This window comes from Pseudomonas sp. NFPP24 (assembly GCF_900112095.1).
Taxonomy (GTDB): Bacteria; Pseudomonadota; Gammaproteobacteria; order Pseudomonadales; family Pseudomonadaceae; genus Aquipseudomonas; species Aquipseudomonas extremorientalis.
Genome location: NZ_FOKD01000016.1, coordinates 82,196 through 96,632, shown reverse-complemented (window position 1 = coordinate 96,632; position 14,437 = coordinate 82,196). Strand labels below are relative to the sequence as shown.

General features: G+C 63.4%; 14 protein-coding genes. 1 reads left to right on the top strand and 13 read right to left on the bottom strand.

What is annotated here, in order from left to right:
• Nucleotides 1–55: 55 nt before the first annotated feature.
• The 11 genes from urtA to BM026_RS29055 form a co-directional block, all read right to left on the bottom strand.
• The gene (urtA, locus tag BM026_RS26725; protein ID WP_093128435.1) at nucleotides 56–1,321 is read right to left on the bottom strand and encodes an urea ABC transporter substrate-binding protein; all 1,266 of its coding nucleotides are present in this window, start codon (nucleotides 1,319–1,321) and stop codon (nucleotides 56–58) included.
• Between the two features lie 187 nt (nucleotides 1,322–1,508).
• Nucleotides 1,509–2,519: a FecCD family ABC transporter permease gene (locus BM026_RS26720; RefSeq protein ID WP_093530650.1), complete on the bottom strand. Its 1,011-nt coding sequence runs from the start codon at nucleotides 2,517–2,519 to the stop codon at nucleotides 1,509–1,511.
• Nucleotides 2,516–3,463 (bottom strand): ABC transporter substrate-binding protein, encoded by a 948-nt coding sequence (locus BM026_RS26715; protein ID WP_092249898.1) that lies wholly within the window; start codon nucleotides 3,461–3,463, stop codon nucleotides 2,516–2,518. The genes BM026_RS26720 and BM026_RS26715 overlap by 4 nt, the downstream gene beginning before the upstream one ends.
• Nucleotides 3,460–4,248 (bottom strand): ABC transporter ATP-binding protein, encoded by a 789-nt coding sequence (locus tag BM026_RS26710; protein ID WP_093530648.1) that lies wholly within the window; start codon nucleotides 4,246–4,248, stop codon nucleotides 3,460–3,462. The genes BM026_RS26715 and BM026_RS26710 overlap by 4 nt, the downstream gene beginning before the upstream one ends.
• Nucleotides 4,248–6,356, bottom strand: coding sequence for a TonB-dependent receptor (locus tag BM026_RS26705; RefSeq protein ID WP_093530646.1), 2,109 nt, complete (start codon nucleotides 6,354–6,356; stop codon nucleotides 4,248–4,250). The genes BM026_RS26710 and BM026_RS26705 overlap by 1 nt, the downstream gene beginning before the upstream one ends.
• A gap of 151 nt (nucleotides 6,357–6,507) precedes the next feature.
• Nucleotides 6,508–7,890 carry a PepSY-associated TM helix domain-containing protein gene (locus tag BM026_RS26700; protein ID WP_093530663.1) on the bottom strand — a complete coding sequence of 461 codons (1,383 nt, stop codon included), beginning with the start codon at nucleotides 7,888–7,890 and terminating at the stop codon, nucleotides 6,508–6,510.
• Nucleotides 7,891–8,015: 125 nt separating this feature from the next.
• Nucleotides 8,016–10,085 (bottom strand): TonB-dependent copper receptor, encoded by a 2,070-nt coding sequence (locus BM026_RS26695; protein ID WP_093530644.1) that lies wholly within the window; start codon nucleotides 10,083–10,085, stop codon nucleotides 8,016–8,018.
• Between the two features lie 93 nt (nucleotides 10,086–10,178).
• Complete coding sequence (locus tag BM026_RS26690) at nucleotides 10,179–10,568, bottom strand: DUF2946 domain-containing protein (RefSeq protein WP_071491616.1); 390 nt, start codon at nucleotides 10,566–10,568, stop codon at nucleotides 10,179–10,181.
• A gap of 11 nt (nucleotides 10,569–10,579) precedes the next feature.
• Entirely contained in the window at nucleotides 10,580–11,062 is a 483-nt protein-coding gene (locus BM026_RS26685; protein ID WP_092249915.1) for a copper chaperone PCu(A)C, read from the bottom strand.
• A 47-nt stretch (nucleotides 11,063–11,109) separates the two neighbouring features.
• Nucleotides 11,110–11,505 (bottom strand): DUF2946 domain-containing protein, encoded by a 396-nt coding sequence (locus BM026_RS26680; RefSeq protein ID WP_071491614.1) that lies wholly within the window; start codon nucleotides 11,503–11,505, stop codon nucleotides 11,110–11,112.
• Between the two features lie 275 nt (nucleotides 11,506–11,780).
• Nucleotides 11,781–12,074, bottom strand: coding sequence for a helix-turn-helix domain-containing protein (locus BM026_RS29055; RefSeq protein ID WP_071491613.1), 294 nt, complete (start codon nucleotides 12,072–12,074; stop codon nucleotides 11,781–11,783).
• Nucleotides 12,075–12,175: 101 nt separating this feature from the next.
• Between BM026_RS29055 and BM026_RS26670 the strand changes: the two genes are divergently transcribed.
• Entirely contained in the window at nucleotides 12,176–12,382 is a 207-nt protein-coding gene (locus BM026_RS26670; RefSeq protein ID WP_093530642.1) for a DUF6124 family protein, read from the top strand.
• Nucleotides 12,383–12,500: 118 nt separating this feature from the next.
• Here the strand turns inward: BM026_RS26670 and BM026_RS26665 are convergent, their stop codons facing one another.
• Both BM026_RS26665 and cbiE read right to left on the bottom strand, forming a co-directional pair.
• Nucleotides 12,501–13,220 (bottom strand): cobalt-precorrin-6A reductase, encoded by a 720-nt coding sequence (locus tag BM026_RS26665; RefSeq protein WP_093530640.1) that lies wholly within the window; start codon nucleotides 13,218–13,220, stop codon nucleotides 12,501–12,503.
• Nucleotides 13,217–14,422: a precorrin-6y C5,15-methyltransferase (decarboxylating) subunit CbiE gene (cbiE, locus tag BM026_RS26660; protein ID WP_093530638.1), complete on the bottom strand. Its 1,206-nt coding sequence runs from the start codon at nucleotides 14,420–14,422 to the stop codon at nucleotides 13,217–13,219. Before cbiE ends, BM026_RS26665 begins: the two co-directional genes overlap by 4 nt.
• Between the last annotated feature and the right edge of the window lie 15 nt (nucleotides 14,423–14,437).

Here is a 14,437-nt window from a genome sequence, read left to right as displayed (position 1 = left end):
GACACTCAGCTATCGGGGGCAAGCCCCCTCCCACATTGTTATCTGCGCTTGGGGCTTAGTTACTTTTCACCGCATAGTCCGGCTTCTTGTCATTGCCGGGGATGTACGGGCTCCACGGTTGTGCGCGGATCGGCTCCTGGGTCTGCCACACCACCGAGAACTGCCCATCGGCCTGGATCTCGCCGATCATCACCGGCTTGTGCAGGTGGTGGTTGGTCTTGTCCATGGTCAGGGTAAAGCCCGATGGCGCGGCAAAGGTCTGGCCGGCCAGGGCTTCGCGCACTTTGTCGACATCGGTGGACTTGGCTTTCTCGGCAGCCTGCGCCCACATGTGGATGCCCACGTAGGTGGCTTCCATCGGGTCGTTGGTCACGGCTTTATCCGCGCCCGGCAGGTTGTGTTTCTTGGCGTAGGCTTTCCAGTCGGCCACGAACTTCTTGTTCACCGGGTTCTCCACTGACTGGAAGTAGTTCCAGGCCGCCAGGTTGCCCACCAGGGGCTTGGTGTCGATACCACGCAATTCTTCTTCGCCCACCGAGAACGCCACCACCGGTACATCGGTGGCTTTCAGCCCCTGGTTGGCCAGCTCTTTGTAGAACGGCACGTTGGAGTCGCCGTTCACGGTGGAGATCACCGCGGTCTTGCCGCCGGCGGAGAACTTCTTGATGTTGGCGACGATGGTCTGGTAGTCGCTGTGCCCGAACGGGGTGTAGACCTCTTCGATGTCCTTATCCGCGACGCCCTTGGAGTGCAGGAACGAGCGCAGGATCTTGTTGGTGGTGCGCGGGTACACGTAGTCGGTGCCCAGCAGGAAGAAGCGCTTGGCCGCACCGCCTTCTTCGCTCATCAGGTACTCCACCGCCGGGATCGCCTGCTGGTTGGGCGCCGCGCCGGTATAGAACACGTTCGGCGACATCTCTTCGCCTTCGTATTGCACCGGGTAGAACAGCAGGCCGTTGAGTTCTTCGAACACCGGCAACACCGATTTGCGCGACACCGAAGTCCAGCAGCCGAACACCACGGCGACCTTGTCCTGGGTCAGCAACTGGCGGCCCTTCTCGGCGAACAGCGGCCAGTTGGACGCCGGGTCGACCACCACCGGTTCGAGCATCTTGCCGTTCACGCCGCCCTTGGCGTTGATCTCGTCGATGGTCATCAGCGCCATGTCTTTGAGCGAGGTTTCGGAGATCGCCATGGTGCCGGACAACGAGTGCAGGATGCCGACCTTGATGGTCTCGGCGGCCTGGATCGTCCAGGTCATGCCCATGGCGGCAATGGACGCCGAAAGAGTGAAAGCCTTGATCAAGCTACGACGCTTCATGGTGCGATCTCCGTGAACTCAAGATTGTTATGAGAGGGACAAAGTCGAGGAGGTGATTGCAAGCGCTGTGCCTAGTCGGGAAAAGGCATGAAATAGTCGCCTGGCCGCGTGTTGCGCTCGGGTTGCGCACCATCAAATGGCAGGGCTGCGTGCCAGGTGCATCGCTATGCGCTACAACGGGGCGCGGTCAGCGCTTGCGCATCAGCCCGATGAAAAACACCCCGCCAATCGCCGCCGTGGCCACGCCGATGGGCAGGTCTTCAGGGGCGATCAGCGTGCGGGCGGCCACGTCGACCCAGACCAGGAACAGACTGCCCAGCAGCACGCAGATCGGCAGCAGGCGGCGATGCTCGGCACCGACGAGACGCCGGGCGATGTGCGGCACCATCAGCCCTACAAAACCGATGGAACCGCTGATGGACACCAGCACACCGGTCATCAATGAGGCCACCAGGAACACCTTCAGCCGCACGGTGCGGGCGTTCAGGCCGAGGGTCACGGCGGTCTGTTCGCCGGCCATCAGCGCGTTCAACGGGCGTGCCATGCCCAGCAGCACCAGAAGTCCCAGCAGTACCGTCAGCGCCGGAATCGCCAGCAGCTCCCAGCGCGCCAGGCCGAGGCCGCCGAGCATCCAGAACATCACCGCCGAGGCGGCGCGATGGTCGCCCATGAACAGCAGCAGATTGGCCGCCGCCATCATCACAAAGGACACCGCCACACCGCACAGCAACAGACGATCGCTTTCCAGGCTACCGTTGCGACTGGCCACGGCCAACACCACCAGCATGCTCGCCAAAGCTCCGACAAACGCGGCGATGGGCAAGGTCAGCAGGCCGATGACTTCGCCCACATGCAGCACCACGATCACCGCGCCCAGGGTGGCGCCGGACGTGACACCAAGCAGGTGCGGATCGGCCAGCGGGTTGCGCGTGACTGCCTGCAACACCGCGCCGATCAACGCCAGCCCGGCGCCCACCAGCGCGCCGAGCAGCATGCGCGGCACACGGATCAGCCACACGATATGTTCCTGCCCGGCCGGCCAATTCGCTTGACCGATGCCGAGCGCTTTGTACATCAGGATGCGCCACACGACGTCCACTGGCACCCGTGCCGGGCCGAAGCCCAGCGAGAGCACGCAGGAGACCAGCAGCACCGCGCCAAGCGCGGCGAGCAGCAGCCCATAGCGACGGGTGATCATTCGCCGTGGAACCCCTTGGCCAGGGTTTCCACCGCCAGCACGTTGTCGATACCCGGCGTGGCCTGCACGTAAGGGATCACGATAAAGCGCTGGTTGCGGATCGCATCCACCGCTTGCAGCGCCGGGTTGTTGAGCAGGAATTGCTCCTTCTGCTCCGCAGTGACTTCGCTGTAGTCGACGATCACGATCACCTGCGGGTTGCGCTCCACCACGGTCTCCCAGTTGACGCGGGTCCAACTGGCGTCGATGTCATCGAGAATGTTGCGCCCGCCCGCCGCGTCGATCAGCGCCTGGGGCATGCCCAGGCGGCCGGAGGTCATGGCGCGGTCTTCACCGCTGTCGTATAGGAACACCCGGGGCTTGTCGGCGGGCAGGTCCTGTTGCACCTCGGCGACCTGCGCCTGCATCTGCGCGATCAAGGCATTGGCGCGTTCCTGCACATCGAAAATCCTGCCCAGGTTGCGCAGGTCGTTATAGGTGTCTTCCAGGGTCGCGGCCGGGCGCTTCATCACGAAGGCGCAGGATTCGGTCAGCTCATACACGTTGATGCCCAAGGGTTGCAGCGTGCTTGGCGTGAGGTCGCCGCCCACGCGCATGCCGTAGTCCCAGCCGGCGAAGAAGAAATCCACATTGGCGTTGAGCAGGGTTTCCACCGAGGGATACTTGCTCGCCAGCTCCGGCAGGCCGTCGAGCAGCCCGGCCATTTCCGGCGTGACCGACTTCCAGCCGGTAACGCCGCTGTAACCGGCCATGCTCGGTTTGAGGCCGAGGGCGAGCATCATCTGGGTCATGTTGATGTCGTGGCTGACCGCGTGTTTCGGCGCTTCCTGGAAGGTCACGTCGCGGTTGCAGCTCTTGATGGTCACCGGGTAGTGGGTCGCTTCGGCGAGTGCCCCGGTGGCATTGAACAACAAGGTAGTGGCAAGCAGCGAACGCAGGATCATGGTTGGGTTATCCAGGTGATTCGGGGGTAGCCGGACAGCGGGTGGGGATCGATCAACGCTTCGACGCCAAACACATCGCGCAGCAGTTCGCGGGTCAGCACCTCATGGGGCGTGCCGCTGGCGACGATGCGCCCGTGGTTGATCACATACAGGCGATCGCAGAAGGCGGCGGCCAGGTTGAGGTCGTGAATGCTCGCCAGGGTGCCGATGTGCAGGCGCTTGACCAGCCGCAGCAGCTCCAGTTGGTAGCGCGGGTCGAGGTGGTTGGTCGGCTCGTCGAGGATCAGCAACTGCGGTTGCTGGGCCAGGGCGCGGGCCAGGATCACACGTTGCTTTTCACCCCCTGACAGGGTGGCGAAAGCGTGATCCTCGAAGCCGTGCATGCCGACTGACGCCAGTACCTGGTGGATCAACTGCCGGTCGTGCAGCGTGTCGCCGTCGAACAGGCCCTTGTGCGGCGTACGGCCCATGGCGACCACTTCATCGACGCGCAGGCCGAACGCATCCGGGAACTCCTGCAGCACCACGGCAATGCGTTGCGCGCACCACTTCGAACTCTGTTTCCACACGTTCTGATGGTCGAGCAACACGTCGCCGCACGCTGGTTTGCTGAACCGGTAGGCGCAGCGCAACAGGCTGGTCTTGCCGCTGCCGTTAGGCCCGATCAGGCCGACGAACTCTCCCGCACCGACTTGCAGGCTGGCGTCACGCAGTTGGAACTGGTGATGACAATGGTCATGCCCCGGCGGGGTCCAGGCCAGGTCGCTGAGGGTGAGTGCGGTCATCAGAAGGTGTAGTCCGCCGTGACAAAAAACGAGCGTGGTTCGCCGAGGATCCACTGCTGGCCGTCGTTGTATTGGCTGACGGCGTAGGTGCGGTCGAACAGGTTGTTCAACTGCAGGCCCAGGGTGGTGTTGCGCAGGGCTTTCCACGACACGGTGGCATCGACCACGGTGTAGCTGGGCAACTCATTCTGGTTGGCCATGTCGGCATAACGTGCATCCACATAACGCACACCGGCACCGGCGCGGATATCGTCGGTCACCGCCTTGCTCAGCCACAGGTTGGCGGTGCGACGTGGTACGTCCACCGGGCGGTTGCCGTCGCGGGACACTTGCACGCCGTTGACGTCCTGTTTGAAGTCGTCGTACTGCGCATGCACGATGGCCGCGTTGGCTTGCAGTTGCCAGGCGTGGGGCAGTTGCAGGTCGAGGCTGGCTTCCAGGCCACGGGAGGATTGTTGGCCGACTTGCTGCTGCAGGCTCGGATTGCCCGGCACGTCGGTGAGCAGTTTCTTTTTGACGATGTGATACGCCGCCAATGTCCATTCGCCGCGCTGATCCCAGAAGGCCTGTTTGATGCCGATCTCGGTCTGCCTGGCCGTGGACAGGTCGAACTGCTGCTGGCCCGGGCTCAGGGAAATCAGGCCACCGACGCCGTCGGTGCTGGTGGCGTACTGGCCATAGACCGAGGTGTCGGGCGTGATCGCGTAGACCAGGCCCGCCTTCCAGTTATTGCCGGTAAGGGTCTTGTCGGACTGGCTGCCGGTGCGCAGGTCATCACGGTCGATGTGCGCGTAGTCGCGGCGGATGCCGGTGATCAGCGACAGTTGGTCGGTGAGCTGCAGGCGGTTTTCCGCGAAGCCGGCGACGGTTTTGGTGGTGCTGGCGAACAGCGGCTTGAACGGGTCGTTGCTGGCGAACTGGCCCGGCGCGGGGTGGTTCACGTCGATGGGTTGGCCGCTGGCAAACGTGTCGGTAAACGGCGAGTTACTGGCCAGGCGGAAGCGGATACGGTTGTATTCCACGCCGGTCACGGTCTGGCTGTCGAGGCCGAACAGGCTGTGCTTGAAGGTGAAGGTCTGGCGGTCGCCCAGCTGTTCCTGGTTGTGCTTGATGCCATAGTTGCCGCTGCGGGTCAGTTGGCCGCCGATGAAGTTGTAGTTCTCCGCGTTCTGCCAGCGACGCTGGTTTTTCAGGTAATACAGCTCGTTGGTGGCGCTGACGCTGTCGTTGATCTGCCACTCGCTGGTCAGGCGTGTCCACTGGTCGTTGTAGTGCTGGGTGTCGTTGCTGACGTTGTAGTTCTTGTCGCGCAGGCCCTTGTGCAACTGGCCGTTGATCAGCGGCGTGCCGAAGTAGTTCTGCGGGCGCTGGTCGCCGTAGTCGCTGGCGAAAGTGAAGCTCAGGTTGTCTGCCGCCTGCCAGCGCAGGGCACCGCTGACGAAGTCGCTGCTGGAGTCGCCGCGGTCGATGAATCCGTTGCTGCGCAGGCGATTGAGGTTCAGGCGGTAGCTCAGGGTGTCGGTCAGCGAGCCGCCGCTGTCCAGGGCTTGTTGCTGGCGATCATACGAGCCGTAGCCGAGGCGGATGTGGTTTTCGATCTCGCCCTCGAAAGGCTTTTTCGGCACGGTGTTGATCACCGCACCGGTGGCGCCTTCGCCGTACAGCACCGAGGCCGGGCCGCGCAGTACGTCGACGCGCTCCACCGACCAGGTGTCCACCGGGAAGGTCGAGGTGCCCATGCCCATGTACATGCGGTTGCCGTCATACAACTGCATCACCGAGCCCTGGCCGGTAAAACCCCGGGCCGACAACGAGGTGCCGCCGTCGCCCGGCGTGCCGGTGCGGCTGATGCCGGTGGCGCGGGAAATCGCGTCCTGCACACTGGCGTCGCCGCGTTCGCGGATCTGCACGCCCGTCTGGCTCTCGACGCTGCCGGGGGTTTGCAGGGCGCTGAGGTTCAGGCGCGAACCGGCGGTGGTCGGGGTCTTGAGGTCGACGTGGTCATCGTCCACGGCAGGTGCAGTGACGGGGCTGGCGGGCAGGGTCAGGGCCTGGGCGCTGGTATGCAGGGCGAGCAGGCACAGGCCGGACGCGAGGTACTTGTTCATCGGACGAAAAAGTCTTCTTGAAGGCAGTGCTCGCCGCTGGGCGCGGCGAGCTGGAGTAAGCAGTAAGTGTTATAAGTTAACACTTACTGCGGCGTGGGCGAAAGCCCGCGTAAGACTACATAACGCCTCTATGTAGGGCATCTCGCCGACTTCATGTCGAACCTGAGGCAGATTCACGTTGTGCGAACAGCCGCGCCAACACCAGGCGGTCCAGCACCCACACCACGATCAACGACGCACCCACCAGCGGGAAAATGATCGCCAGCCCGAACATGATCACCATCGCGGTTTTCCACTTCGGCAGGTCGTGGCGCAGCGGCGGCACGCCCAGCCCGCCCACCGGACGACGCTTCCACCAGATCACCACGCCGCTGACCGCGCTCAGCAGGATCATCAGGCAGATCAGCAGCACGATCAGCTGATTGACCCAGCCGAACATCTTGCCTTCGTGCAGCATCACGCCGGTCTCGGTGGCGCGCGCCACCAGGTTGTAATGCTCCCAGCGCACATCGGCGAGGACCTTGCCGGTGTACTGGTCGACGTGCAGGGTAGCGTCGTTGCGTGGGTCGTTGGCGAACACCGCGACGGTGAACACACCTTCGGCGGTGGTGGGGAAGGTGACGCTGTAGCCTGGCTCGACGTGGCGTGCGTTGGCTAGGTCGACCACCTGTTGCAGGTGCACCGTGGGTGCAGCGGGACCGGCGTGCATGGCGCCGTGGTTCATGTGCTCGGCGTGGTCGCCGGACATCGGCATCGGCGTGTTCTCCATGGCCCAGGGCACGGTCTGTTGGCTGGCGGTATTGAGGCTGCGCGCCTGCTGGTCGGACTGCGGCACGTTGTTCCACATCGCCGCTGGAAAGCGATTCCATAGCTCGGCGTACTGCTTGCCCCAGAAGCCGGTCCAGGTCATGCCGCTGAGCAGCATCACCAGCAACAGCGAGGCGCCCCAGAAACCGGTGACCGCATGCAGGTCGCGCCAGAACACCCGGCCACGGGTGGTGAAGCGTGGCCATAGAACACCGGCTGATGATTTGCCGCGCGGCCACCACAGGTACAGGCCCGACACCACCAGCATAACGCCCCAACCGGCGGCGAGTTCTACAAGACGGTCGCCGACCGTGCCGATCATCAGCTCGCCGTGCAGGGCGCGGGCGATGGCTTGCAGGTTGTATTTGGCATCCTGCTCGCCGAGGACCGTGCCGCGATAGGGGTCGACAAAGACCGTCACTTCGCGGCCGTCCTGATGCGTCACGAATTGCGCGCTGCTGGTGGCGTCGGCGGGGGGCAGGTATTTGCTGATCGCGGCCTTGGGGTAGGCCGCCTGGGCGCGTTGCAGTTGCTCGTCGGCGCTCAGGGCGTGCGCGGCGCTCTGCACCTTGAGCAGGTCGCCGTACATCAGCGGGTCGAGCTGGGGTTTGAACAGGTAGATGATGCCGGTCAGGGCCAGCAGCACCATGAAAGGGGCGACGAAGAGGCCGGCGTAGAAGTGCCAGCGCCAGGCCAGGTTGTAGAAGGATATTTTTTGAGTGCTCATCATTGGGCTCCGCAAGGCTTTGAATTTTTTGTGTCTGGTCGGCCGTCATCGGGGGCAAGCCCCCTCCCACATTTGATGGTGTTCACAACATCAAAAGTGTGGGAGGGCGCTTGCCCGCGATGCTCTTAGAAGCTCATGTCGACTTTGGTCCAGAGTGTTCGGCCTGGCTCCTTGATGGCTTGCGGGTCACTCGCCGGGTAGCCGAACCCGGCGTTACCGGCCAGGTTCAGGTGCTCGGCATAGGCCTTGCCGAACAGGTTGTCGACGCCGGTGCTGACCTTGAAATGCTTGTTGATGCGGTACGCCGCATTCAGCGAGAACACGCCAAAGCCGCCGCTCTTGTCGAAGTCCTTGCCGACCACATTGCCTTTGTTCTGGTCGATGCGGTTCTGCGCCGCGACCACGCGCCACAACGCACCGGCGCTCCAGTCGTCTTCGCTGTAGGTCAGGCCCAGTCGTGCATCCAGCGGCGGCATCTGCGGCAGCGCCTTGCCGTCGCTGCTGTTTTTGCCCCAGGCATAGGCGAGGGTGGCGTCGGCTTTCCAGTTGCGGGTGAGCTTGTAGGCCGCGCCCAATTCGCCGCCCACGATGCGCGCGTCGACGTTGCGGGCCTGGGAGGTGGTGCCCATCATGCCGGGCCTGTAGTCGAACAGGATGAAGTCCTGCACCCGGCCGATGTAACCCGAGGCCCAGGCTTCAAGGGCGTCGGCTTTGTATTGCGCGCCGAAGTCGAGCTGGGTGGTTTTCTCCGGCTTCACGCCGTCGAAGGCATTCACCGAACCGACCGCGCCGGTGTTGGGGGAAAACAGCTCCCAGTAATCCGGGAAGCGCTCCGAGTGGCCCAGGCCGGCGTAGAGGGTGGTGGGGCTGTCGGCCAGGTCGTGTTCATACCGCACGAAGCCCGAGGGCAACGTGTCGGCGCGGGTGTCGTCGGCGGTCGGGTTGGGGCGGGTCATCATCCCCGAGCCGCTGGTCTGGCGCAGATCCTTGGCCGAAACGCGGTCCAGCCGCGCACCGGTGATCAGGCGATCGCGGTCGGCGGCGTACCAGGTCAGTTCGCCGAACGCGCCGTAGTTGTGGAAGTTGGCGTCCTTGACCCGGGGCAAGTCCTTGTAGGTGTCGATGCCCATGCTGCTGCGCTGGCGGTGTTCGTTGGTCTGCGCGTCCAGGCCGCCGATCAGTTGCACATCGGCCCAGCGCCAGGTGGCCTTGATACGTGCGCCGAGGGTGCGCCGGTCGACGTTGGACGCCATGGGCCCCGCCATCATGCCGGTGCCGGATGGCGTGCGCAGGCTGTAGTTGTCCATCACGTGGTCGGCGTAGTTGTAATAGACCTGGGCCTCGACCTTATCCAGCACCTCGCCGATGTTGGACTTTTCAAAGCGCAGCCCCAGGCTCTCGCGCAGGAACTGCGAACCGTCCATACCGCGCCCGGCATAACGCGCCTCGCCATCGCCACGGCCGGCGGTGAGTTCCAGCAGGGTGTCGGCGTCGGGGGTGAAGCCGACCGCCACATCGCCATTCCATTTGTCATAGCGCGAGGCGACGGTGTCGTTGTTGCCGTCCTTGTAGTCATCGGCGTGGGCCTGGTTGCCGATCACCCGCACGTAGCCCAGTGGCCCGCCGGCAGCAGCGTCGATGACCTTGTCGAAGCGCCCGTTGGAACCGGCCAGCACACTGGCGTTGAGACGTGTGCCGAGTTCGCCGAACTGCTCCGGCTCGCGCTCGAACAGAATGGTGCCGGCCGATGCGCCCGGGCCCCAGAGCACGGTTTGCGGGCCTTTGATCACGGTGAGCTTGTCGTAGGTCTCGGGCGAGATGTACGAGGTGGGGGCGTCCATGCGGCCGGGGCAGGCGCCGAGCATCATGCTGCCGTTGGTGAGGATGTTCAGGCGTGAGCCGAACATGCCGCGCAGCACCAGGTCGCCATTGGTGCCGCCATTGCGCACCAGGGCGAAGCCGGGGATGGTCTTGAGGTAGTCGCCGCCATCGCTGGCGGGCACCGGTTGGCGTGGGTCTTTCGGGTTGGTGATAACGGTCAGCGGTGAGCTGGGGGCGATCGCCGTGATCACGGTGGGCGTCAGCTCATGTTCGGCGTGGTCATCGGCCTGAGCGTGAGGGGCAAGCAGCGCGCCGCACAGGGCAGCGAGCACAGGGGTATATCCCATACGGGAGTCAGCAGGAAACCTGGACATGACACATTCCATCTAGCAATCGTAAACAACACGGCCAGCAGCCTGCGGCTGTCTGTCTAAAGTCGGCCGGTGTGAAGTAACGGTGTTAAGTGCCTACGAAGCGATGGGCGGCGCGCGGCTGCGGGCGCCGGGGAAGATGCTCTGCCGGGCATGGCCCAGGCGTGTGGCGGGGGTGAGGGCGCTGGCGGGCGGCGGGCTGCTCAGGGTGAAGATTGAAACGCCGCCGGGCAGGGCGGGGCAGCTATAGAGCAGGTCGCAATAGCCGCACTTGGACCAGAGGGCGTGGTGTTCGTCAGGCGCCTTGGGGTGATGGGAGGCGCCGTGGTCCATCGGCATGTCCATCGACATACCGGCGTGATGGTCCATCGGCATCGCTTGGGAAATCAGCGGACCGATAAAGATCATCAGCATGGCGAACAGGCTGATCCAACTGCCGCGCTTCATACGCGAATGTGGAGACAACCTGGCGCGAGGGGCGCCCATCGAGTGTCAGCCTATTGGGCGTGCTTGTGCTCGTGGGTGGCCATCGGCGGCACTTTCTGCACCGACACTTCCACCTCGACCTTGCCGGCTTTTTCGAAGGTGAGGGTCAGCGGGAATTGCTTGCCGTCGGCCAGCAGGCTGCGGTCCTTGAGGCCCAGCAGCATCACGTGATACGCCATGGGCGCGAAGGTCAGCTCGCCCTTGGCCGGTACGGCGACGCTGGGCACCTGCTGCATCTTCATCAGGTCGCCCTGCATTACATGCTCATGCAGCTCGGCCTTGTCCGCCACGGGGGTGTCGACACTGAGCAGGCGGTCCGGGCTTTCTCCGGTGTTGTGAATCACAAAGTACGCCGCGACGGTTGGCGCATTCGGTGGCAATTCCTGGGACCAGGGATCGCTGACCAGCAGGTCGCCGGCCTTGTAGTCATCGGCATTGGCAGCACTGAACACCGGCAGCAACAACGCAGCCAGAAGCAGGGAAGATTTGAGCATGGCAGTTCTCCAGAACGGTTCTAAACGCAGTTCACTTGCGAAGAAGATCAAGCCGTTGGAGAGGCGCGGGGGTTGAGGCTTGGCCATTGCTGACGCGGGGGCGGGCTGTGCAGCCGGGGCGGCGGCAAGCGCTGTGAAGTATTGAATTGGGTGAGATACAACTGCGGCACATGCCCCGGCAACGCCACCAACGGTGCCGAGCCCGAGCAACACCAGCAATGCTGCATGGTGGAATGATCGTCCTGCTGCGGCGCCGGGATCTCCAGCTTGCCTAGGGCGATGGTCTTGAGGCTTGCGCCATTTGAGGAACAGAAACTGCCCCACAGCAATTGCCGGACCGGATCGCTGGACTGCTGCATCGCGCTGGCCATCGGCATGGCAAAGGCATTGAACAGCACTGCAAGGCAGGCGATCCAGGCAATTGCAAAGCGTTGACGGGCCATGGCGGACAATCCGTAGGGTTAAACGATCAGGCGGGTATTTAGCCTGATCGGTGGGGATAAGTAAAAAGGGGCGGTGTGGTTTGGTGTCGCAGTGACTGGTTTGAGGATAGACGGGGAATCGAGTGTATGCCGATCTTCAAAGCTGCACAGTTCAAATGTGGGAGGGCTGGTGCAACGATTCACTTGCCACCGCTAGCGCCAGCCCAGCCAACAAACCAGTGGCTGACACGCCGCCATCGGGGGCAAGCCCCCTCCCACATTTTGCCAGTGTTCGGCTATCGCTTGGTGTTGAGCCTGCGGGTTGCGCGAGCAATGTCGTCTCTCCCTATTTTGATCAAAGAACCATCGCCTGGGTCCTCTTCGATGCAGGCTTCGAGGAAAGCATCCATATCTTCTTGCGTTAGGAGATAGTCAGCGGCGTCGAAACGAGTGAATCCTGTCTTTCTGTCAGGGAGGTATTGGGCCTTTTCCAGCCATTGGTTTAATCGCGCTGCTACTTCAGGTTCATCCGATTTCAGGGCTTCGGCTTCAACGCTGAGTGCGTCCGCAAACTCGGAATTTGCGATCATGTGTTCGATAATCGTCTGTTCGGCAGGTCGAGTTGAGGGTGGCTTACAGATCTTGTCAGTAATGGCGAGCCCTCAGGGATGGACCCGTCCGGCTTTTCACCGTGTCCGATGGAATCAGCAGTGAAGACCTTTTGGTCAACCTCAGCGAAACCCTGGCCTCAGCCAATGCGCTGAGTTGTGACATTGCCTTCAACCTGGAAGGCGCGCCACGCGAAGCATTGCTCGGCGTCGCGCAGTTGATTGAGCTGACGCAGTTGCTTGCGGGGCGTGTACACGATGCTGCCGGGCAAACGAAAAGCGCTGCATGATGATGCCGTTCTAAATGTGGGAGGGGGCTTGCCCCCGATGGCGATGGACCCGTCACAGATGTTTAGACTGATACACCGTAATCGGGGCAAGCCCCCTCCCACACTGAATCGATGGTGTTTAGAGAGTGGCGATTGCCTGTAGTACCGCAGGCACAGTAGTGAATTCTCGATCTACCATCGCCAACACCGGCCGCTTCAACACCAACACCGGCACGCCGCGCTCCCGTGCCACCTCCAACTTCGGCTCCGTTGCCGTGCTCCCGCTGTTCTTGCTGATCAGCACATCAATGCCGCGCCGCTCGAACAACGCACGCTCATCCGCAATCAAAAACGGCCCGCGCGCGCCAATCACTTCACACTGCGCATTCCCCGGATACACATCCAGTGCGCGCAGCGTCCAGAACTGCTCCGGCGGGATTTCATCCAGATGCTGCAACGGCTCGCGGCCCAAGGTGAACAGCGGGCGTTTGAAGGGCTTCAACGCTTCAATCAACGAAGCCCAATCACTCACCTCACGCCAGTCATCCCCCATCTGCGGCTGCCACGCCGGTCGGCGCAATGCCCAGCAAGGCACGCCGCACGCGCGCGCAGCTTCGGCGGCATTGCGGCTGATCTGCGCGGCATATGGATGGGTCGCGTCGACAATCAGCCCAATCCCTTCATCCCGAACAAATCGCGCCAAGCCCTCGGCACCACCATAACCACCGACTCGCACCTGACAGGTCAGGTCGGTGGGCACACGTCCAACCCCGGCCAGGCTGTAGATATGTTCCGGGCCCAGCGTACGAGCAATGGCCAGCGCTTCAGTCACGCCACCCAACAGCAGGATGCGTTTCATAGCGGCTTGACCACTTCCAGCAAGGTAATCGGCAACGCCTGGCGCCACGTATCGAATTCCCCCAACGGCTGCGCCTGCGCCACGTGGATGCGCGTCAGTTCGCCGCCATGCTGGGCACGCCAGTTCATCAGGGTCATTTCGCTTTGCAGGGTCACGGCATTGGCCACCAGCCGACCACCGGGGCGCAGGTGTTGCCAGCAGGTATCGAGCACGCCGCTGCGGGTGACGCCGCCGCCGATGAAGATGGCGTCCGGGGCTTCCAGGCCGCTCAACGCCTCGGGCGCCTTGCCGCGAACCAGTTGCAGCCCGGGCACGCCAAGGGCGTCGCGGTTGTGTTCGATCAGGCCTTGGCGGCCTTCATCGGCTTCAATCGCCAACGCGCGGCAGCTCGGGTGCGTACGCATCCACTCGATACCGATGGAACCGCTGCCCGCGCCCACGTCCCACAGCAATTCACCGGGCATGGGGGCGAGGCGGGCGAGGGTCATGGCGCGCACATCGCGCTTGGTCAGTTGGCCGTCGTGCTTGAAGGCTGAGTCGGGCAGGCCTGCCAGGCGCGACAGGCGCGGTGTTGCCCCAGAAGCGACGCAGTCGATGGCGAGCAGATTCAAATCGGCGACGCAGGCGTGCTGCCACTCATCCGCCAAACCTTCGATACGCCGCTCATCCGTGCCGCCCAAGTGCTCGAACACGCTCAACCGGCTCTGGCCGAAACCGGACTGCGCCAATAACGAGGCAATCAAGCCAGGACTGCGACCGTCATTGCTCAGCACCAACAAGCGCACGCCACTGGCCAGGTGCGCATTGATCGCGGCCAACGGTCGGGCCACCACGGACAACGTCACCACGTCCTGCAAAGGCCAGCCCAACCGCGCCGCCGCGAGGGACACCGACGAGGGCGCCGGTAAAATCAGCAACTCTTCAGCGGGCACCTGCCGCGCCAGGCTGGCCCCCACGCCATAGAACATCGGATCGCCGCTGGCCAGCACGCACACCGGCTCGCCGCGCCGCGCCAGCACCGGTTTCAGGGAAAACGGGCTCGGCCACACCTGGCGCTCGCCACGGATACACACCGGCAACAGGTCCAACTGGCGCTGGCCGCCAATAATCCGCGTGGCGTGCAACAGGGCATGCCGGGCGTTCCTGCCCAGTCCCTTGAAGCCGTCTTCTCCGATGCCTACAACCGTCAGCCAGGGCGACATATGAATTCCTTGAAC